The sequence below is a fragment of the Capnocytophaga sputigena genome (assembly GCF_002302495.1).
In the GTDB taxonomy this organism is placed as follows: Bacteria; Bacteroidota; Bacteroidia; order Flavobacteriales; family Flavobacteriaceae; genus Capnocytophaga; species Capnocytophaga sputigena.
Genome location: NZ_CP022379.1, coordinates 620,399 through 643,884 on the forward strand (window position 1 = coordinate 620,399; position 23,486 = coordinate 643,884).

At 37.5% G+C, this 23,486-nt stretch carries 13 protein-coding genes; 2 read left to right on the forward strand and 11 right to left on the reverse strand.

What is annotated here, in order from left to right; translation table 11 throughout:
• Nucleotide 1 precedes the first annotated feature (1 nt).
• From CGC57_RS02930 to CGC57_RS02960, 7 genes are all read right to left on the reverse strand, one after another.
• Nucleotides 2-916, reverse strand: coding sequence for a PorP/SprF family type IX secretion system membrane protein (locus CGC57_RS02930; protein ID WP_095897892.1), 915 nt, complete (start codon nucleotides 914-916; stop codon nucleotides 2-4).
• A 269-nt stretch (nucleotides 917-1,185) separates the two neighbouring features.
• Complete coding sequence (gene glyA, locus CGC57_RS02935) at nucleotides 1,186-2,460, reverse strand: serine hydroxymethyltransferase (RefSeq protein WP_095897893.1); 1,275 nt, start codon at nucleotides 2,458-2,460, stop codon at nucleotides 1,186-1,188.
• A gap of 102 nt (nucleotides 2,461-2,562) precedes the next feature.
• The gene (locus CGC57_RS02940; RefSeq protein WP_095897894.1) at nucleotides 2,563-3,381 is read right to left on the reverse strand and encodes a ZIP family metal transporter; all 819 of its coding nucleotides are present in this window, start codon (nucleotides 3,379-3,381) and stop codon (nucleotides 2,563-2,565) included.
• 8 nt (nucleotides 3,382-3,389) lie between these two features.
• Complete coding sequence (locus CGC57_RS02945) at nucleotides 3,390-3,887, reverse strand: GNAT family N-acetyltransferase (protein ID WP_095897895.1); 498 nt, start codon at nucleotides 3,885-3,887, stop codon at nucleotides 3,390-3,392.
• Complete coding sequence (gene dapF / locus CGC57_RS02950; protein ID WP_095897896.1) at nucleotides 3,884-4,666, reverse strand: diaminopimelate epimerase; 783 nt, start codon at nucleotides 4,664-4,666, stop codon at nucleotides 3,884-3,886. The genes CGC57_RS02945 and dapF overlap by 4 nt, the downstream gene beginning before the upstream one ends.
• The gene (locus CGC57_RS02955) at nucleotides 4,666-5,508 is read right to left on the reverse strand and encodes a phosphatidate cytidylyltransferase (protein ID WP_095897897.1); all 843 of its coding nucleotides are present in this window, start codon (nucleotides 5,506-5,508) and stop codon (nucleotides 4,666-4,668) included. Before CGC57_RS02955 ends, dapF begins: the two co-directional genes overlap by 1 nt.
• A gap of 3 nt (nucleotides 5,509-5,511) precedes the next feature.
• Entirely contained in the window at nucleotides 5,512-6,096 is a 585-nt protein-coding gene (locus CGC57_RS02960) for an LUD domain-containing protein (protein ID WP_040362017.1), read from the reverse strand.
• A gap of 179 nt (nucleotides 6,097-6,275) precedes the next feature.
• Here CGC57_RS02960 and CGC57_RS02965 point away from each other — a divergent pair, with 179 nt between their 5' ends.
• Both CGC57_RS02965 and CGC57_RS02970 read left to right on the forward strand, forming a co-directional pair.
• Complete coding sequence (locus tag CGC57_RS02965; RefSeq protein ID WP_095897898.1) at nucleotides 6,276-7,046, forward strand: Rossmann-like and DUF2520 domain-containing protein; 771 nt, start codon at nucleotides 6,276-6,278, stop codon at nucleotides 7,044-7,046.
• Nucleotides 7,027-7,542: a KdsC family phosphatase gene (locus CGC57_RS02970; RefSeq protein ID WP_002682217.1), complete on the forward strand. Its 516-nt coding sequence runs from the start codon at nucleotides 7,027-7,029 to the stop codon at nucleotides 7,540-7,542. Before CGC57_RS02965 ends, CGC57_RS02970 begins: the two co-directional genes overlap by 20 nt.
• An 86-nt stretch (nucleotides 7,543-7,628) precedes the next feature.
• On the opposite strand, the gene CGC57_RS02975 is transcribed toward CGC57_RS02970, so the two are convergent.
• The 4 genes from CGC57_RS02975 to CGC57_RS02990 form a co-directional block, all read right to left on the reverse strand.
• Nucleotides 7,629-8,789 carry a porin gene (locus tag CGC57_RS02975; protein ID WP_095897899.1) on the reverse strand — a complete coding sequence of 387 codons (1,161 nt, stop codon included), beginning with the start codon at nucleotides 8,787-8,789 and terminating at the stop codon, nucleotides 7,629-7,631.
• A 71-nt stretch (nucleotides 8,790-8,860) separates the two neighbouring features.
• A complete protein-coding gene (ansB, locus tag CGC57_RS02980; RefSeq protein ID WP_095897900.1) occupies nucleotides 8,861-9,919 on the reverse strand; it encodes an L-asparaginase 2 in 1,059 nt (352 codons plus the stop codon).
• A 55-nt stretch (nucleotides 9,920-9,974) separates the two neighbouring features.
• Complete coding sequence (locus CGC57_RS02985; RefSeq protein ID WP_040362014.1) at nucleotides 9,975-11,300, reverse strand: anaerobic C4-dicarboxylate transporter family protein; 1,326 nt, start codon at nucleotides 11,298-11,300, stop codon at nucleotides 9,975-9,977.
• A 143-nt stretch (nucleotides 11,301-11,443) separates the two neighbouring features.
• Nucleotides 11,444-23,290, reverse strand: a complete 11,847-nt coding sequence (locus tag CGC57_RS02990) for a T9SS type B sorting domain-containing protein (protein WP_095897901.1) — start codon at nucleotides 23,288-23,290, stop codon at nucleotides 11,444-11,446.
• Nucleotides 23,291-23,486: the final 196 nt, after the last annotated feature.

A 23,486-nucleotide genomic window follows, 5' to 3' on the forward strand; every position in this document is an offset into this window, starting at 1 on the left:
ATTAGAAGAATCGAGGTGATACGATTTTTTTGTAGGTTTTCACCAATTCGTAACGCAAGAAGATTTCGTGTGAGCCTGAATTATATTTGCGCAACTCGGTAGTTTCAAAATCGTAACCATAACCCGCAAACCAACGATCGTTGATTTGGAATCCTGCCATTAAACTCACCGCAGCTGACCAGCGATAAGCAGCTCCTAAAACAAACTTCTCATTGAACATAAAGTTTGCTGAAAAGTCTAATTGCAAAGGCGCTCCAAACGATACTTTAGAAAGTACTGCTGGTTTGAATTTTGTATTTTCGGATAAATTGAATACATAACCTCCTATCAAATACAAGTGTTGTGCATTTTTAAGCACTGACACTGAACTTTTGTTGTAGTGAGTCGTTTCAAGCATATTAGGCACTGAAAAACCGAGGTAGTACTTATCAGTATACCAATAAACGCCAGCCCCAATGTTAGGTGAAAATACGCTTTCACTACCTGAAAGGCTTTGATCGGTTTTATCTTTCACGTCCAACTTGTTGTAGTCTATTTGAAACAAGCTCGCTGAACCATTGATACCGAATGCTAATTTAGAGTTTTCGAAGTTTAGTGTATATGACACATCGATTGTTAAATCAATTTGGGTTTGAGGTCCTATACTTTCACGGAAGATACTTCCTCCTAAACCTACGTTGCGCAAACTCTCCATAGGCTGATGATAACTGATGCTTCCATTAGTAGGTGCACCACTGATACCCACCCATTGGGTACGGAACATCCCAAAGAGGCTACCTACCTCTCGAGACCCTGTGTATGCAGGGTTAAACAGCATAGTATTATACATATACTGAGTGTATTGAGATTCTTGTTGTGCAAAAATCTCGGTACAAAATAACATTGTTAGTGCTGAAAACAACGCTTTTTTAATCATAATAAAATCGTCTTTATATATTTGCTATTGATTTTTAGATAAATAGTACTTATTGTGAGTACATATAACTGGGCAAAAGTACATCTTTTTGTTTTAATAAAAGCTATTTTGTATAATTTTTTTTTATACAGTTGATATTTTTCTCTATCATTTAAAATAAAAACCATCGTAACCTATTGCTTACAAATTAATTACGAATATAAAAACCAAAAGAGGCACTCTTTATTTAAGGCACCTCTTTTGAATTTTTTTTACGTTATGACTTTATTTTAGTATGCAAACAGAGGTCTATCTTCCATAAATCTGTTCACTTCATCAGCAATTTCTTCTAACATTTCGTCGTTAGTGCGATGAGTAATGGCACGATCGATAAAATCGGCGATGCGTTCCATATCAGCTTCTTTGAGCCCGCGGGTAGTGATAGCTGAGACACCAACTCTAATACCACTGGTTACAAAAGGAGAACGAGTATCAAAAGGTACCATATTCTTATTCACTGTAATATCAGCTTTACCGAGAGCTTCTTCAGCTTCTTTACCACTTACATCTTTATTTCTCAAATCGATAAGCATCAAGTGATTATCAGTTCCTTTAGAGATGATATCATACCCCTTATCTAAAAGAATAGAGGCTAACTTGCGTGCGTTCTTCTGTACTTGAATAGCGTAATGAAGAAAATCATCAGAAAGAGCTTCGCCAAAAGCTATAGCTTTAGCTGCAATAATGTGCTCTAAAGGGCCTCCTTGGTTACCAGGGAATACGGCACTATCGAGTAAAGAACTCATCATTCTTACTTCTCCTTTAGGGGTTTTGATACCAAAAGGGTTCTCAAAATCTTTACCCATCAAGATAAGTCCACCACGAGGGCCACGCAATGTTTTATGAGTAGTAGTAGTTACAACGTGGCAATGTGGTATTGGGTCATTTAATAATCCTTTAGCAATAAGACCTGCAGGGTGTGCAATATCAGCAAAGAGAATAGCACCTACTTCATCAGCTATTTCTCTAAATCGCTTAAAGTCTATATCACGAGAATATGCAGAAGCGCCTGCTACTATCATTTTAGGTCGCTCACGTTTGGCTATTTCCAATATATTGTCGTAATTGAGTCGTCCTGTTTCTTTTTCTACTCCATAGAATACAGGTTCATACAATCTACCTGAAAAGTTCACAGGAGAACCGTGAGTAAGGTGACCACCGTGAGAAAGATCGAAGCCGAGAATTTTATCTCCAGGTTTGAGGCAAGTAGCATATACAGCGGCATTGGCTTGAGAGCCACTATGAGGCTGTACGTTCGCATATTCAGCACCAAAGAGAGCTTTAGCACGATCAATAGCGATTTGCTCTATTTCGTCAATCACTTCACAACCACCATAATAGCGCTTGCCAGGGTAGCCTTCAGCGTATTTGTTTGTAAGTACTGAACCCGCAGCTTCCATTACTTGGTCGCTTACAAAGTTTTCAGAAGCGATTAGCTCAATACCTAACTCTTGACGCTCTCTTTCGTCTTCAATCAGTTCAAAAATATCAATGTCTCTTTGCATATTAAAATTATTTAATGTTTAATAAAAATTTCTTTACTTTTATTTGGGGCAAAAATATATACTTTTTCAGTATCAAGCAAATATTCGTAAATAAATATCTTATTAGCCCAATACCACGTCCATTGCCATCATCACTACAAAACCTATTAAAAAGCCTATGGTAGAAACATCGGTGCTCTTATTTTGTTGAGCTTCGGGTATTACCTCTTCAATGACCACATAAATCATAGCTCCTGCCGCAAAAGCAAGGGCATAAGGTAGTATTGGGGTAAAAAAGAGTACTGCAAAAGCCCCCAATACTCCTGCTATGGGTTCTACAATAGCCGAAAGCTGCCCATAAAAAAAGCTCTTACATCTGCCCACCCCCATACGTCTGAGTGGCATCGCTACAGCAATTCCTTCTGGAAAATTTTGTAGACCAATACCAATGGCAAGAGTTACTGCTCCGGCAATAGAAGCTTCGGGAATCCCTGCTGCTACCCCTCCAAAAAGTACTCCTACCGCCAATCCTTCAGGAATGTTGTGCAAAGTGATAGCTAAAATGAGCAAAGTAGTTTTTTGCCAATCGGTTTTAATACCTTCTGTTTGTTTGAAGTTAGCGTGAAAGTGTGGTAATAACTTATCTAATACATAAAGAAAAAGTGCCCCCATAAATATCCCTACTGTAGCAGGAAGAACCTTTATAAAACCTTCACCTTCTGTCATATTAATAGAGGGTATTATCAAACTCCACACGCTGGCTGCCAGCATCACCCCTCCTGTAAAACCTAACATACCATCTAACACAGTTTTGTTTTCTTTCTTGAAAAAGAACACTACTCCAGCCCCTAAAGCTGTTACTCCCCACGTAAAAATGGTAGCGTATAAGGCAGCAAGTATAGGGTTTATGGTCTCTAAATAAGTAATAATATCTCGAATCATTTAATGAGTTATTTGAATATATTTTGGTATAATAACACGTCTTTATATTTACCTTGACTATAAAGCCAATCTTTTTGTACACCACTACAAGTAAAGCCTATTTTTTCAAAAAGAGCTATACTCACTATATTATCAGTAGGAATGTATGCAATAAGTTGATGTAAATCCAAATAGTTTTGGACATTAGCAATGAGTAATTGTAAGGCTTTTTTAGCATACCCCTTACCTTGATAAGCGGGCAGAAGAGCTATCCCTACTGCTGCTCTGTGGTGTTTTGGACTAAAATCATACAAATCTACACAACCCAAAGGCTCTTCATTGAGTGCTATCACATAACGATATTGTTTAGCTTCATAAATATCTTGATGCGCGTGCTGTATATAGTCCTGTAACAAATGTTTAGCAAAAGGCAATTGAGTTTCACTCACCTCCCACAAACTCTCTTCATTTTCCAAGTGATATAAAAAATCTATATCCTCAGGTTCTAAGGCTCTTAACTTTATCATTTAATTATTCCTTCAAACACAAATTGAGCACTACCACTCAAATAGATATTCTCATACCCCTCGCCTACTCTATCAAAACTCACTTGTAAATCCCCTCCACGAGTGTGCAGTGTAATTTTTTGTACATCTGTTTGTTGAGTGTGATGCAACGCTATTGCTACAGCAGTAACGCCTGTACCACAAGAATAGGTTTCATCTTCCACTCCACGTTCATAGGTACGCACTTTAAAGCCATTCTCTCCTTTGCTCACAAAATTCACATTGCTACCACCTTTATCAGCGTAAAGAGTTCCATAGCGTATGGTAGCTCCTTGAGTTTTTACATCCACAGTTTCTACATCATCTACCCATTGTACGTGGTGAGGTGAGCCTGTATTTAAGAATACATAATCTGGGTGTTCTTGTACCGATGTTACATTTTTCATTTGCAAATGTACATAGTTATCACCTTCAATTGTTGCGCGGTGCTCTCCGTCAATAGCTATAAAGAGTGTTTCTCGTTCTATTACCTTCAGCTGTTTGGCAAATGCTACTACGCAGCGTCCTCCATTGCCACACATTGTACTTTGGCGTCCATCAGAATTGTAGTACACCATACGAAAATCATACTGAGGATCGTTTTCAAGTAGAATAAGACCATCAGCACCAATGCCAAAACGTCTATCGCACAAGTGAGCTATAAGTTTTTCGTTATCTTTATCTTTAGGAAACTCTCCTTCGCGATTATCAATCATCACAAAGTCATTTCCTGTTCCTTGATATTTATAGAAAATCATCATTAAAAAAGGTCAAAAATTAGCAGTGTTAAAAACGCAAAAGGTGAGGCAAAAATAAGACTATCTAAACGGTCGAGCAAGCCACCATGCCCTGGCAATATTGTTCCACTATCTTTTACTTTTGCAGCGCGTTTAAAGCTAGACTCTACTAAGTCGCCTAAAGTGCCTGTAACCACTAGAATCACTGCTAAAACTAGCCATTGCCATAGAGGGCGAGCACTGCTATATGAGATAGTTGTAGCTATAATCATTGCTCCTACTAGCCCACCGAGAAAACCTTCTATAGTTTTTTTAGGAGAAATACGTTCGAAGAGTTTGTGTTTGCCAAAGGCTTTGCCTGTGAGATAAGCAAAGGTATCACTCGCCCATATAATAGACAAGAGTCCAATCATTGTGATTTGCGACTGATTGTTGAAGAAACTTTGAAATAGATAATAAACATTTTCACTGTTCTCATTTTTATAGATAAGAGGCACAAATATACAACCTCCACCTATGTAGAGCAAACTAATGAGTAGCTTGGTATTGTTACTTTGCTTACGAATAGGCGTTTTCTGATTGAAAAGCATCATTATGAGATATATATTAGTAAGCAAAGTAGCTAAAAGCAGTATGTAAACCGAAAAAGGATAGGTTCTTAGATGGATAAACAACCACCAAACCAACAAAAAAAGTAGAAATATATGTAATTCCTTAAGCCTGATGAGCATTTTAAACTCAAATAAGCAAATAATACCAAAGGACAAAAATAAGAAGTCGAAAGCATCGGGGTTAAGCATAATTGCTGATAGCAATAGGAAAACATAAATAAACCCCGTAATCGTTCTTTTGAATAGTTCGTTCATAAATTATTGTTTATCAATAGGTAAATCTTCTAACAGAATAAGATAGGTTTTCTTAGAGCTTGTACCATAATTGGAAATCGTTTGGGTATCAGGATTATCGGTAAAACTCTGCAAAGTGATTAGCCCAGTAGGGATATGACCTATATATTTTTTCTTAATACCTTTCATTCCCTCTGGAATATCCTTTACCATCTGACTTGTTTTAGCAAAAATGATAAATACCTCTGGCAACTCATCCATTTTTCGGTGTTTTAGCTGGTGAGAGGAGAGCATTATTCCTCCGAGAGAAGTTATAAGATACTCACAGTCTATTAAATACACATTAGAAGTTTCTATATCGGATGTAAACATTGGGCTGTGTTCCTCAAACATTTCATTGATTATAGGCGATGCATTGCTACTCATTTTCACATAAACGCCTAACTCCTTTAATATATTGCGAAAGACCTCTTGCACCTCAAGATCTGAAGTACAATAGATAAACTTACCACCATTTTTGGTAAAATTCATTGCAAATTGCTCATCTTCCGTAAGTTGCTGGGGTGGTTCTATGTTATTACGTTTAAATATCTTAGCGAAAAAATTCATTTCTACACTATAAAATAATGTGTTATCTACATATTTTTTTGCAAATATATACAAAATAAATGAATCTCCGCATTTTTTAAGAAAAAAAGATGTTATTCAAACAAAGAGATGAGTGCTCAGGGCTAAGATTTGAAAATTAGAAAATTATCCCTACCTTTGCCCTTTGAAAAATAACTTGTATGGCAATACACATCAATATCATAGGTGCTGGCAATATGGCTTACCAACTCACACAGGCGTTTCACAATCATCCTGAGGTGCAATTGCAGCAACTCTACAACCGCAGTGAGTTAAGCCCTGAGTTTGATGCTTTTGAAATAGAAAAAACACATCACCTCAGCACTTTACGCCCTGCTGATGTGTGTATTATCGCTGTGAAAGATGAGGCTATAGCCGGAATATCCAAAAAATTGCCTTTTGAAAATCAATTGGTGGTACACACATCGGGTAACACTTCTATTGAAGCTATTGACTCTAAAAATAGGCGAGGTGTGTTCTACCCCTTACAAACGATGAACAAACAAACAATTGTAGATTTCGAGAAAGTACCTTTTTGCTTGGAAGCTGAAAATACTAATGATTTCTACCTACTACAACGTTTGGCATCTTTGCTTTCCACAAAAACATACGCATTGAATAGTTACCAACGCAGGGTACTACACCTCGCGGCAGTATTTATGAACAATTTTAGTAATCATTTAGTATATATAAGTGAACAGATATGTAAGGAAAATGAAGTTCCTTTTGAAATTCTACAACCATTACTCACTGAAACTTTTACAAAATTGCAAAATACCTCGGCTTACGATGCTCAAACAGGACCTGCACGACGCAACGATTCTCTAACTATTGCAAACCACTTGGCAATGTTAGATAACAATAACTATAAAGAAATATATGAGATTATTACAAATTCAATAATAAACACTTATGGAAGAAAAGAATTATAAAGAAAAATTAAAAGACATTACTACATTTATCTTTGATGTAGATGGGGTTTTTACCAATACCCAAGTATTTGTAAACAATGATGGCGACCTTTTGCGCAGTATGAATATGAAAGACGGCTTTGCCCTCAAAACAGCTGTTGCTAAAGGATATACTATCTGCATTATTACAGGTGGGGGCAATGTAGGGGTACAAAAACGCTTTGAAAACCTTGGTGTAACCGATATTTATATGCTCCGTCACGAGAAACTCGAAACTTTTTTAGAGTACCAAAAGAGCAAAGGACTTAAAACAGAGCAAATTCTCTATATGGGAGATGATATCCCTGATATTCCTCCTATGAAACACTCAGGTTTAGCTACTTGTCCTCAAGATGCTGTACCAGAGGTAAAAGCAGTTGCTCACTACATATCTCACCGCGATGGCGGACAAGGGGCTGTACGCGATGTGATTGAACAAGTACTAAAAGTACGTGGTGATTGGTTTGAGTTCAATTAATAATTAACGATTAACGAAAGCTGCTCAAGAAAAGTTATTTTTTTGAGCAGCTTTTTGTATTGATTTATTTGTTTATTAGCTAATTATTAGAACGCTTTGATGCGATACATCAACCCGAGGCTCACGCGATTGGTATTATTAGTAACACTATTCACTTCACGACTTCTTCCTATATAAGCCAAGAAGAAACGCAAGTCTTGTTTTTCAAAAGGCAAATATTCAACTCCTGCATAGTAGCCTATACTTTTAAGTTCATTATTGGGTAAATCACTTTTAGCAGTTTCATACATACCTTGAGCAAAGATATTCCAATGAGGTACAGGTTGATACTCAGCTTTTAGTACAAAGCTATTGTACTTGGCATCTTTTACTGGGGTTGCTGTTTTTCCATTAGCACTTAAAGGGGTATAATTCAACCTATCTAATGCTTCGTTAGCCATCATATAATCAAAGAAGACTTGGAACTTAGACAAATTGAGTTTGGTACCCAACATCAATAGCCAGTCGTTATAGCCATCGGCTTCACTTTGCAAACCTCCTCCCCAACGAGTTTGGATAAGATTATCAAATAGATTACCATTCCAATTAAAGATGTAGGTAAGAGGAGCTTTACTTGCACTGATAGTATTCGTAGCTGTTCCATAAATATCCGCAAATTTATCATTGCGTACATCAGTAATTTGGAAGTTAAACTCGTGATTTTCGTTAGGAGCATAAGTAATCATTGCTCCTAACATAAAGTTATCCATATTGTCAATAAAATCAGAATATTCATAGATGTTCATTGGGTTTAAATCGAACTCAAAACCACCCCACGCTTGACACATCTTACCTGCAGTAAGTGTCCATTTATCGTCTAAACGGAAGCCTGCGTAAAGCATATCGGTAGCTTTGGCGAGATTATCCAAAGAAGTCGCTACATTTGATTTATTCAAACGATGGCGGAAACGATAGAAAATACGGTCGGTAATATCACCTCGAACCTCCAATCGCAATTGGCGTGCATAGAACTTAGCCGTCATATCTTTGTCTTTTGCTTTTTCTACATCAAAACTTCCTTGGAAGTTGAAGTACATATTAAATTTCTTATGAATAGGCTGTTCTCCTTCATTTTCAGGCAGAGGCGCAGGATTAGCTTTTAGCTGGTTGATTTCTGCCCTCAATTGATTGATTTGTTCTTGCAAATCTTGTTGTGCTGAAGCAACACCTCCTATAAGAAAGCTGATTGCTAATAATATTCTTTTCATAATAAGGTAAAAGGTAAGAGATAAGAGATAAGAGACATTTTTTACTTGTTACTTATTATCTCTTACTTGTTTTAGTATTCATTGAAATATTTTTGGATTTGTTTCCAATCTTTGGTTTTAGTGAGAGCTAACATCAATAGAACACGAGCTTTTTGTGGGTTGAGTGTTTGTGAAGCTACAAATTGATATTTAGCATCATCTACTTCGGCATCGAGGGTTGTTGCTCCTGTAGGTACACGTGAAGAGCGCACAAACTGAATGCCTTGCTCTCTTGCTTTTACTGCCAAATCGAAGATAGTGTGATAGAGATTACCATTACCTACTCCAGCGTGTACAATACCATCAAATTTAGCATCCATAAAGGCTTTCATTGGTAATTCAGACACATTAGAATAGCTGTATACGATACCTACTTTAGGTAATTCTTTAAGGTTATCTACATTGAAAACGGATTGATAAGTGTGTTTGTTTTCAGGAGTGCGGTTAAAGAATACTTTGCCATTGTGAATGTATGCCAATTTGCCATAGTTAGCACCTTGGAAAGTTTCGACAGCAGTAGTATTGGTTTTAATCACATCTTTAGCATCGAGTACGATGTCGTTCATACACACCATTACCCCACGCCCCATAGCGTTTTTATCGGCAGCTGTTACTACTGCGTTATAGAGGTTTAGAGGTCCATCGGCACTCATACCAGTAGCGGGGCGCATAGCTCCTACCATTACTACTGGTTTTTTACTATGAACAGTAAGATTGAGGAAATAGGCAGTTTCCTCCATTGTATCAGTACCGTGAGTGATTACCACTCCGTCGTATCCTTCTTTGTTGAGCAATTGATTGATGCGTTTGGCAAGGGTAAGCCATACCTCATCATTCATATCTTGAGAACCTATCTTCACGATTTGTTCACCACTTATATTGGCTACATTTTTCACTTCGGGCACTGCTTCCAAGAGTTGATAAATACCGAGTTCACCAGCCTTATAGTTGGTTTCAGTATTTGATTTACTTACCCCAGCGATAGTACCACCAGTAGCTAAAATACGAATCTTTGGCTTTTGTTGCGCAAAGACAGCCACAGACATCATCAACAACAATGAAAGGGCTAATTTTTTCATCAATGTTATCATATATATTAGGTTTTTATTTTTCAGGGATTAGATGTTAGGAATTAGTTAGAGAGTGCTACATAAACATTATGATAAAATACCCTACTGCGATAGCAACAATAGTCGCTACGAAACCAGGTATTTGGAAAGAGTGGTTTAGTACGTATTTACCTATGCGTGTAGTGCCCGTTCTATCGAAATTGATAGCAGCAACTACCGTTGGATAGTTAGGAATAAAGAAATATCCGTTTACCGCAGGGAACATCGCGATGAGTGCCATTGGGTGAATACCTAAAGCAATCCCCAAAGGATAGAGCGTACGCACTGTTGCTGCTTGACTAAACAAAAGAACAGACATTACAAAAAGTGCTACTGCAAAGAGGAAAGGATATTGGGTAACGATTTGTTCGATGTGCATTTTAAAGAACTCAATATTACCATTAAAGAAAGTATCTCCCATCCAAGCTATCCCAAAAATAGCTATCACTGCTTGCATACCTGCAATAAATACTGAACCTTTTACTGCTTTATTGATGTCTACTCGAGCAAAGATAATCATCAAGCCAGCTATAGACATCATTATAATTTCAATAAGTTGGGTCATCCCTATTCTTTGCATTTCGCCATTTACCTCAAAAGCGGGACGCAATGTATCAATAGAACCAAAAAGCACAATAGAAAGTACTCCCATAAGGAAAATAATCACTGAGGTTTTTGCTCTTTGTTGATCTTTCTCATTTTCTTGCCCAGCAGAGTGATTTTCTTTTTCTAGCAAACCTTCTTTTAAACGACGTAAATATTCAGGGTCTTTTTCGAGAGGTACGCCCATAAATCTCACAGCTATCGCTCCCACAATTACCCCAATAAGGGTTGCAGGGATACACACCATTAATATATTACCAAGTGTAATACCTTTACTTCCTAATAGTTCAGCAGAAAGCAAAGCAGCTGTTGCTGCCGAAATAGGGCTGGCAGTAATGGCTTGTTGCGAAGCAATTACTGAGATAGAAAGTGGACGCTCAGGTCGCACTTTGCTATCGGTAGCTATTTCAGAAATAATAGGCAATAGAGAATAGGCAATGTGTCCTGTACCTGAAAACAAAGTGAAGAAGTAGCACACTACAGGTGCTAAGAAAGTAATCATTGAAGGGTTTTTACGCAGGATTTTCTCGGCTACTTTCACTAAATAATCCAAGCCTCCTGAGGCTTGCAAAGTAGCAGCAGCTGTAATTACAGCTACAATGATGAGCATTACATCAATAGGTGGATTACCTGGTTTGAGCCCAAAGCCAAAAACCAAAATACCCAAACCTATCATACCAAAGATACCAAGCCCTATACCTCCTACTCTAGCTCCTATAAAAATAGCAAGAAGCACTACTAACAATTCAATATAAATCATATTCAATTAAGAAATCATAATTATGGCTCAAAGGTACGAAAGTTTTAGAAAACAAAAAAAGAAAAATACGATATTTTTAAACAAATATCGTATTTTTCTTAACAGATAAGTATATCCTTTATGATAACTATCGGAGATTGAGGTTATCTGAACAAAGTAAAGTTACCATAGAACTCACGTTTATCGTATAATTGATCGTTGATTTCGATGATATACCAGTAGTCTCCTGATGGCATTGGACGTTTTTCATAAGTACCATCCCAACCTTGACCTGATTCTAACACCACTAATCGACGTCCATAACGATCGAATATGTAGATGCGGGCATTTACATTATTGTCTAAATACTTAGGCTTCCATACCTCATTCTCTCCATCTCCATTGGGCGTAAAGTAGTTTGGAATTTCTATATCAAAATACTCTACCTCGTAAGTCGCTGTAACAGTACAACCTTCGGCATCCTCTACTCGTACATTCACTACCTTGTAACGACGACCTCCAATTTCTTTTTCAGGATCATTATGGTTGACTTTATACACCGGATTATCTCCTTTACTTACCTCATTGAAGTAGTATGTATAACCTCTAAAGTTATTCGTTCTACCGCCTTGTGCCAATACCTCTAATGTATTAAGTGTTGTATTGGTCGTTACTCGTGTAACAGTAAGCGGTGTGTAAGGATCAATTGTGATTGTTTCGGAAGCACTACAACTGCCTGTCATTCCTGGAATAGAGGATACTACCGTATAGGTTACTTCTACCGTTTGGGTAACTGAAGCTCTGTTGAAATTATCAATATAAGCTATATTACCTACCGTACGTGTGAATGTAGCTGATGCTCCTCCATTCAAACTATAAGTAATCTTACTATAGTCAGGTGATGGATTGTTGAAATGTACCTCTAAATAATCTACATAACTATTTGAGTTCGCTTGACAAGTACCATAGTATTTAAATTCGTTGATACTAACATCTGGCAACTCTTCTACTGTGAAGGTCAAGGTCTTAGTCATTGTACAGTCGTGGCTATCTTTTATTACTACCTGATAGTAACTATCCTTAGGACTTGGACCTAAATCATTGAAGGTATGACTTGTTCCTGTGGTTTCTACTTCAGGAGTTACCTTTTGTCCGTTGTCGGCTCTAATTATTGTAAGCGTATAAGTAGGGGTGCCTCCCGTGATATTTGTAATCTCTACCTTACCACTATCACTTCCTTTACAAGTTACAAACGTAGAATTGAGTGTGTTTATATCGGCAGTGATAGGCGATGGATTTACAAAGGTATAGCTTCCTGACACTGTAACTGAACAGTTTTGTGCATCATAGATATCCACTCGATAAGTTCCTGGTTCTATACCTTTGAAAGTTACCTCACTATCGGTGGTGGCTATCTCTGGTAAATCACTACCTGTTGCTGATATTCTTATTAACATATAGTGATAAGGTGGAGCACCTCCTGCTACTCCTGACACTTTGAGTGTACCATCTTTAGCATCTATACAAGTGATTGAAGTTGTCGCTACAGTAATGCTCGCTGTATTGATAGCATTATATGGGGCTACTGTTACACTAAGGGTTCCGGTAGCTGTTGTACAACCTAAAGCGTCTATTACGGTAATATTATAATTACCCGCTTTCACTTGTGTGATTTCTACTCCTGGTGATCCTTCTGGAATATCTGATTTTGTATATACATTTCCTGTTACTGGATCTGTAAGGGTTACTGTATAGACTTGTTGACCTCCGATGACTGTAAGGGCTACAACCCCATTTTCATTATTACAGTCTACCGATACTTTTTGTGATACATAAATCACTTTTATCTCGGCTGGGTTCGATGGTATCACAAATCGATGTTTAGCTACCTTACAACCTGTAGCATTTGATATTGCTTCAATATCGTAAGAGCCGCCTACTAGGGTAAGTGTTGTGGTATTACCCAATACTGTACCCGTAGTTGTCGCTCCGCCACTTACTGCTGTAACAGTATATGTAAAGCCTGCTGTTGATTGATCGCCATTAGAGAGATCTTTATCTACTAAGGTTATCGCAATGCTACCATTATCGTTATGACAAACAGCTCTCACTGGGTTATGAGAAGTCATCTCAAAGGTATTAGCATCTTTTACGGTATAAACTCCCGTAATACTACAGCCTGTCTTCTCGTTGAAGACCTCTATCGTATAGTTTGAACCTGCCAAGTTTTGTGAACCTGTGAGGGTCAAACTCAAGCTGGTTGCCGTTGTTGTGGTAATAGTTGCAAAGGCATTATCTGTTCCTTTTATCACGTAACGCAATGGTGTGCCTGCTATATATGTAGGTGTAGCTGTTACACTGATATTTATTACCTCATCTACCACACAAGTAGCTGATGTTGTTGTGGTAATACTTAGAGTTTGTAACTCAAAGGCTGGTGCTACTGTTACGCTTGTAGTGCTTGTAGCACAGGTGCCTGAAGCATCTTTCACTGTAGCGTAGAAAGTTCCTCCATTTAAGTTCGGAAGTGTATACTCTGTTCCATTTCCTAAACTATTGCCTCCATTATCAAAGAACTCAATGGTATATGGTGGAATACCTCCACGTATCTTAGTCGTATCTACACTTACTTTAGGTGTTGATAATCCATTTGTACCCTCACAAACATACTCTGTAGCACTAATCACTCCTACTTGCAATTCTAATGGCTCTGGAGAGGTGATTATTGTCTCTACATAAGCCTCACAACCTGTACTATTAGTAATTGTTATTTGGTATTTCACTCCTTGAGTTGTACCACGTAGCTGAGTGAATGTAGCTGTATGAGTACCTACAATAGTAGGAGTTGTTGTTACTGTTACATTATTTCCAGTAGTGATATCAATAGCACTAGTAATCTTAAAGGTATAAGTATCACTATCTGTTGGCATTGCTATATCTATACTACCTGTTCCAGTAGCTGTAAGACCTAAATTACATTTTTCGTGATAAGGTTGTACTACAACATTAGCTAAATTGATAGGATCGGGGTCACGTACTATTACCTCTTTCACTATAGGGCAATCTACTGTTTCGGCATCATAAATACTGATGCGATAAGTAGCAGCCTCAGTAGTAGGTGTTGCAATAGTTATCACTCCTCCAGTAGGTGTAGGGAAAGCTACATCTTGTGAAATAATAGCTCCTGCTACTATACCATTGTCTAAACGTTCTAAAGTATAACTATAAGTACCAGTTCCTCCTGCCACAGTTACTGTGATATCGGCAGTAGGGGTTGCACAAGTTTTATTTCTACTAATAGTAGCTGTTGCTGTGATAAGAGCTGTAGTACTGAAAGTAGCTGTAGTCACGCAAGCATTTACATCTTTCACTGCAACAGTGTGTGTAGCCAAAGGAGTTACCTCTAACTCGAATGCCTGATTGGCTATCGTCCAAACTACAGGTCTATCGGCTGCTCCATCTAAACTATAATAGTGGTTACCTTGACCTATTTTGTTAAGAGTTACCCTTACTGGTATTCTACCATTAGTATTATGGTAAGCCTGACAAGCCAAAGTAGTTACTGTTGCAATATTAGGTGTATCAAAAATATCAATAGTAACTGTAGTAGATTGCAAGCAGCCATAAGCATCGCGTACATACACATCCCAATTACCCGCAGGTATATTGATATAGGATGAAGTTTGAACAGTACGAGTCATTACCGCAGCGCTATAAGCTGTTCCTGAAGCTACGTAACCATAAGTGTAAGTAGCTGTACCTCCTGTAATATTCAACCACGCTTCACCCAAAGTATTACAAGAAGCTTTTTTGCTAGCTACAGCTGCAATTTGTAACTGAGTGAGAGAACGTTTGATTTCAAAATTCTTTGAGGTTACACAGCTTGCTACACCTCCAATAGTTTCTGTAAATTTTACATAGTATTTACCTGCTGGTAAGTTACCATTGGCTACTTGAGGTGTAGTGAATGGAGCTGAAACTGTACCTACCGCCCCTGCTATTGGCTGATGATTATCTTCACGATATACTTCATAACCTATATGGGTAGTACTTCCGTGAGGATTTGTTAAAGTAAAGGTGAAGGTTCCATCGCTACCAGTTGCACAACTTACATTCTTCACATCTATCGCTACCGACATTTGTGAGTATGTAGGTACAGGTACTGTCATCTGTTGGGTGTAACGACACTTAGTAACCATATTATAAGCTATGAAAGTGTATTGTACCCCTGGTGTGAGACCTCCTATAGTTACTCCTACCCCAGTACCTAAAGCCACTCCTTTATGCCATACATCTGTACCTCCATTTGGATTAGTTGTAATCTCTATATTCGCTCCTGATCCCGCTGGTGGGTTTTGAATACCTGGTCGATATATAGCAAAATATGCATTAGTAGATGCTGTAAAGGTAGGTGAACTAGTTGCTGTGATACGTACCTCTCCTGTAGTAGCGCAAGCTGTAGGGGTTACTGGAGTGATAGACATCACATTAGAGTTTGGTAAGATCACCACATTCATTCGTGTTTGGCAACTATTAGCATCGGTAATCGTAATTTCATAATTACCATAGTCCAAACCTGCAAATACTTTTGAAACATTATTAAGTTGAGAAGTTTCACTTACTTGAGCTCCTGAAGTGGTATTTCTTAAAAGAATATCAAAAGGTGCTCTACCTCCTGTATTAAGGGTTACTGTAATCGCTGCTAAATCGGCAGCTGATGAGGTACAACCCATTTGTTTGCTTACAGTAGCTGTTGCTGTGAGTTGAGGAGCTGCTGTAATGGTAAAGGCTTGAGTAGCCACACAACCACGATCATCGGTGAGGTGTGCTATATAATTACCCGGTGCTAAAGCTGTAGGAGTTTGTGTTACTCCTAAAGTATTCACCACTTTAAGGGTATGTGAAGCTGTACCTACATAATAATCACTTGGTGTGATAATTACCGAACCATTATTGTTACCACAAGTAGCTTGAGTAGTGGTAAAGGTATTGGTTAAGAAACGTGGTGGGTCATAAGCTAAGGTTACGTATTGTTCACGTTTACACTCACTACCATCGGGTTTATAAGTTACTTGGAAACGGAACTCAGTTGTGGTTGCTACTGTTACTGGATAGGTAAAGGTTACCTGAGAGGTACTTGAACCAATTGTATGGAAAGTAGCTCCACCATCAACACTATACTTAAATTCTTTAAGTGCAGTAGGGATACCTCCAGATGCGGTGAGAGTATAGTTTACACTGCTTCCCTTACAATCAGCATATTGTGTTTGAGTAGGTGATACAGTGAGTGATAATGGTGCATAAATTTGAGTAGTTACAGTTGTTTGACAACCAAAACCATCAGTTACTACAAATGTATGAGTACCTGCATCAAGAGCATCAGGATATTCAAAAATTGATGTATTGAAAGCATAAATATTACCTCCTACACGTTGTACTTTATAGTTTCCATTACCGCTAATTATTGTAATCTCTACTTTCTTCTCTTGTGCATCTCCATAGCAATAAGAGGTAGGCTCGGCAGTAACTGAAAGAGTAGCTTTATTAACGATTTCAAAAGTAGTCTCGGTTGTACAACCTTTACTATCTTGTACTACTAAAGTATAAGTACCAGGTGCTAAATTACTTATTTCCCAAGGATTTACTTGTGGAGCTACTGGTTGCAAAGCACCTAAAGTTCCACTTACTAAACCTACTCTATACTGATAACCTCCAGCATTACCACCAGTAGCCGATACTTTTATCTTAGCAACTCCGCCATTGTAGCAGGTTACTTTATCCATAAATACTACTGTTGGTACTATAGGAGTAGGCTCTCCAACTTTATAAGCCACTGATACTGCACAATTAGCATTATTAGCATCTCGTATACTCACTACACCATTTTGGTTAGCTTCTAATCCTGTAACTATGAATACTCCTTGAGCATCAAGGGTTGTAGGTGTCCAAGTAGTTGTAGTGGTATAAGTTCTTTCTACTGAATAAAGAATATTAGTAGATGTTGGGTTGATAACCCTGATGCGAACTTCACCATCTTGTGCTCCAATACAACTTACATTCTTCTCGGTACCGAATTTCTCGGCACGCATTTGTTTATTCTTTTCTATATTGATTAGCTGAGTTACCTTCAAATCACAATAAGTGATAGCTTGTGATACTTTGAGGTTATCCACTGCAAAATCATTACCTAAACCTCCATAAGTAGCAGCTGCTGTATTCACCACTTTTAGTAATAGTTCTCCATTAGCAAAGCCAGTCATTTCAGTTTCAGTAAAGGTTACTTTATAATTTGTCCAATTATTGCTGTTGATAGTAGCCAAGCTCTTACTGCGTAGAGTTGTACCATCAGTTTTAGCTATTTCTACATTGAGGTGAGCAGGTATAGCGGTTACTCCTGTTCTAATAAGGTTGAGAGCGTCTAAACTCACGGTAAATTCAGTATTAGGAGCTACTCCTTTAAGAAGCTTTTGATATACTACCTCATTATTACCATTACCTGCCACAGCTAAGTAACGACCTCCTGAAGGGTCTATAGGGGCTGTAGCAAGCCAATTAGGATTTGAAGTTACTTGTACTTGTTTGGTAAGTACTTGGTTACCATCTGAAAGACTGCCTGTAGTGTTACATACCAAAGAAGTATTAGCAACTGGCAAACAATCGTTAGCATCTTTACCGAAGTCTTCTGTAAAGAGTACATTAGGTGTTGTAGCGGTATCAGTTGGACGGTAATACACTGTAAGAGTATGTACTCCTGGTGACAACAAGCGGTTGAAACTGTTGCCTACAAGAGTTTGTTTAGCACTACCATCAAGACTGTATTGATAGGTTTGACTTACTGTAGATGAAACTGTTACAGTTACTGAACCATAGCCACTATCACAACTATAAAATACAGGACTCAACACTATAGTAGGTACAACAGTCGCTTGTGTAGTAATAGGTATTTCAATACGACAGTCTTTACTATCTTTTACATAAATAGTACTTGAACCTCCAATAAAACCTATAGGATTAGTAACATAAGTATTTTCACCATCAAAACTATAACGATAAGGAGGTGTACCACCTATAACATTGTTTACTGATACTTTGTATTGGTTGTTTGTTGTATCACACGATCTATCGGCTACCACTCCTGCATAAGCACGCAAAGGAGCTTGAGGTGGAAGTATCACTACTGGCTTCTTGATATATGTACAAGTAGTTCCAGCTACTTGTGATAACATTTCTATTTCATAAGTACCTGCAGGAATACCTGTGAACAAGCCTCCTGAACTGGTTTTAAAAGGAGCTCCTATTCTTGCTCCTGTATCATCTAATTTATAAAGATTGATAGTGCGATTTTGATTTTGTGTTCCTGGTGCAAAGGTAAGGTTGATAACTCCTGAATTAGGTATACTTTCACACTGAATTTCTTGAGTTGCACTAAAGGTGAATGTATGCGGACTTGGAGGGTCTACAATTACTTTATTAGACAAGGCAAAAGCTCCATTACGAGTATCTCCTACTAAGAATACATATTCACCTACACGAGTGATATTTGCTACTTCAACCTCTACACTTGGTTGATGTGCCAATTGAATAGCGATATGAGGAGCTGCCAAAGCTGTAGGTATATCTGTATATTGTTGTTGACCATCTATTGTCCAAATATAAAAACGATAGGTAGGAGCACCTCCTTCAGCTTTAAGTTCAAACTTAGCTTTGTTACAAGAGGTAAATCCTTTGAAGGTTGCTGTAACCTTCATTTGGCTTGTTTTGTTGATAGTTACTTGTCCGTTGTATTGACAACCAGGGATTTGTGGTGATGTAACTTTTATATCATAAGTACCTTGTGACAAATTATTGATACGATAATCATTAGTATTGATTACTTCAGTACGGAAAGGAGCACCTCCTTTGAAAATTTCTACTTTATAGGTTACTCCAGCTGTGCTGAGCTGAAGTTTTACAGAACCTTGAGTGAAATCAGTTTCGTGAATTTCATCGGTAAGTGAACCTGTAAGTCCAGCTGTGAATACCTCAAAATAGAAACTTTGGCTACAATCTGGCAATCTCAAACGATATTTACCTGCTGTATTGGCTACAAAAGTGCGATTGTTGTGTAAAGTTGTCCAACATTGGTCTTCTGAATTTCTACAATCAGAAGAAGATTCAGTACAAGAGCCATTCCACTGTTGCCATTCAAAAGCTGTATTTTGGTAGCTTACAGTAATATTTTTAGAACCTCCTTGACATAGGTAGAAATGGCTTGTCCAAACCGAGTTATCTGGACAAGTTACCCCTACATTTTGAGCTTGTGCGCGAATAGGGTCGGTTGTATTTGAGGGTGCTTCATAGTTAATAGTTTCAGTAGTTTCCACCTGTACTCCTTGGCAAGAGTTTGTTTTCACTACTTTGTACACTCCAGGCCCATTAGCTTGATAAGTGCGATGAATCTCACCCGTTAATATACCTCCATTTTTATACCATTGATAAGTAGCAAAATTACCTGTTGCTTCAAAAGTCATTATACCTGTACCACACAAAGTCTCTTGGCGGTTGCAGTTAGAGGTATCAATAGTAATAGAGCTTACACCTGTATCTACTTGTTGTGCAATTGGACAAGCTGCAGGCCCACCTTGGTAAGTGATCGTAAATTCGGTTTGCAAATAGTTAGCACAAGGTTGTAACAGTTTATCACAATCGCCCTGTACTTTCATCGGGATACGAATGGTACGACTTGGATCACCTAACTTAAGAGTAGACTCAGGATACCCTGATGTGCCACCTATCACAAACTCATAAGCCTTATTCACAGCATTGTACGATTTTTGTGGATATGGATTAGCACTTGAGCCATCACCTGCACTATTGAGATCGGGTTCTCCATTGGTTATTACGGTAGCATTCTGAGGAAGTTTTACCGATATAACTGCTTGTTTGATACTTTCAGAACCTACATTCTCATAGTTTAATTCGTAGAAAAACGCTTGGTTAGGAGTAAGTTGAGTAATAAGGTTACCGGATGTATCTACATAGCGTTGTGAAGTTTTCAACTTCAAAGCATTAGATTTCACCGTAACTGTAAACGAGCAACTACTTGTATTACCTCGCGTATCAGCAAAGGTATATACTACTGTATGCACTCCTATAGGGAATACATAGCCTGGTGCGTGACTGCGGGTAGTGGTAACTGCGCCTAAACAAGTAGGATAAGCTTCGGGTTCACGCCAACGTACTGCTTTACCACACTCCCCTACATCTACAGTAACTTCTATATTATTTGGACAAGGAGTCTTGATAAAAGGAGGTTCGTCTATAGGTGGCAATACTACTGTAGCTGTTTTGGTATAAGTAGTTTTGTTACTACATCCTATTCCTGTTTTCAAGGTATATTCAGCCATATAAGTAGTAGTAGTATAAATATTTTCCCAAAAACTACTACCCGTACCCAATGGGTAAGTAGTAGTTTTGTCACCATTAGCATCAAGCTTAAACCAATTGATATCAAATATATGGTCTGAAAGTCCTAACTTCACACGAGCCCGATTGCCTGTACAGAAAGGTACAGGGCGATCAATCACCAAGAATGGATTGAAAGCATTAGAAAGATCTATATCTATATCTTTAGGTACAGTTTGGCAACGGTGTTCTACTTCTACAAGATAATAACCTGTATTAAGTCCTTCAAAGATATGATAATATTTGTTATCACTTGCTTCATATTTCTTTGTTTCTAGCAAAGTAGAGGTAGTAGCAGTAACTGTAGCTTTTTTGTATAGGCGGAAAGTAAGTGGAAAATACACTTCTTGTCCAGTTACATCCACAGCAATCATACCAGTAGCACTACCTTGTTGACAAGCCACAGGATTCACTACAGGATTGAGTTTTACAAGATCAGGAATAGTAATTTCTTTATAAAGATAGTTTGAACTATTTGGAACAGTTGGATCTGTTGCACTAGTTTGATACATAGTTCCTGACTTCTGACGAAGAAAAGCATTGTAATAAAAAGCCGTTGTCTTGATTCTATATTTACTTGTGAGCAAATTCACAAACTCACCGGTATGGTTTCTCACATAACTTAAACCACTAGGTTGTTTTATTTCTTTCCAAGTTTTATTCCCATAAGCATCTTCTACTTCTTGCTCTAAATACACATAAATATAAGGATCTTTATAAATTTGGTTTCCTATATTATAAATTATTTTTGCTATCTCACAATCTTTCTCATATTTCAATTCCGGCTTATAGGCAGGCATACCTGGTACATAGATGATCTTATCGGTTGTTATACCACAAGCATCAGTAACGGTAACTTTGTAATTTCCTTCAGGCAAATTTGTATAGTTGTAGCCACTTCCTGTTGTAGTAATTTCTAATGGGAAAGTGATAGTACGTGTACCTCGATTAAAGAAACTTATCTTGCCTTCATAGGAAAGTGTTTTCGAACCATCAGCTGCTTCCAATTTAAACTTCAAAGGATAAGCAAAATTATTAATTGAATAATTAACTCTAAAAGCTCCCGTTCCTTCATATATTCCATATCCAGTTTCTATATTATCCCATATCTTATTGATATCTTGAGTACTAGATATAGGATATTTCACTTCTCGTATATCAGAACATTGCCCGTGACAATTGTTAGGATTTTTATATGTAAGCCTATAGAAACCTTCACCTACTTTATCTAAATAGACATAACTATTAGTCCAATGGGCTTGTCCAGCTCCAGGAGCTGTGGTGACCATTGGTACAGGAGTCCAAGGTCCAGAAGCAGAATTAGATTTTTCTAAGGTAAAATAGGATATATTTTGAGGATGTGTCCAACCTAATTGATATGAGTACGTACCTCCATCTAAATTAGGCATACTTCTATACTGATAATTTGTAATAGAATAGTAAATATATAATCGCTTATCTAAGCCACAATTGCGATTATAAGAATAATTACTTGTAGTTAACATTTTATAACTAGGGCAAGATAGTGGGTCTATTTGCTCATTAAAACGCACCTTTTCTACAATAGTATTATTAGGCCCCTTTATAGTAATTTCTACTTCATCTCCTTTTTCAAAGATATAATCTCTCACATAGTAACCATAAATATCAAAAGTAGAAGATATATCTATTTGTGGTTTTGAAGAATTCAAGAAACGTACTATGGCCGTTCCTGGCTTACTAAAGTAGCTTTTAAGAGCTGTTGCATCTAAAATATTTTTATTTATCCAATTACCATCTTCTACTCTCACTATTCTAAATCTACCATTGTATTTACCACAATTATCTTTATGCATTCCCATATACCTATCATACATCTTGATGTTGATACATTCCACCGTATATTGTTCTATAGGTATTACAATAGAAGGATAACGACGAGTCTCACCACATTTTTCTCCTATAGAGGTAATATCCTTTACTTGCAACATTATAGTAGCATTAGTTTTAATAGAATGAGAGTTTGTCCCTCTTATTTCTATATAGCCATTGCCTGAAGGTCTCACAAATCTTTGTGTAGGTAGTAATACATTATGTCCTGAAGCATCAAGTATTGTAACATCAAAAGGACCTATCCCCCCATTGGGTATTTTAAAACGTACTCCGCCATTATTCTTCTGCCCACAAGTAGGAGCTAAAGTCTCTAAACTTTGGATATTCATAACCTTATAGTTAGACTCCGCATCTACCTCGCGCTCATCAAAAGCTCCTGTGTCTTCATCGCGCACAATAATTTTATACTTTCCTACTTTTAAGTTATAGAAAGTATATTCGGCAGGAGCCGAAGGTGATGGACGTTTCATTCTAAACATCTCACCATCTTTTCCTTCCCCCTGTATTTCTACTATAAATTTACCACTAGAAGGCAAACAAATTGAAGGATAAGGGCTCATATCTTGGGCTGTTACCTTTATCTGGTTGTCACTGTAACAATTCCCTTTGATAGCCGTAGTTTGCACATTAATACATTGAGCAAATCCTGCCCCTGTGAAGATTAAAAATACAATTGCTGTAAGAAACTTTTTCATTTTTGTTTACTTTTAAGCTGTAAGTAATAATTATTTTACGTGTAATTTATATATACATTAAACGCCACAAAAATAACATCTTTTTCCTATTTACACAATGCTGTTACCCTAATTTTACACTACCTAAACAATACATTTTTTGTAAATCACTGAATTTTAAATAAATAAGACAATGTTAAATTATTGTTAAAGTTCT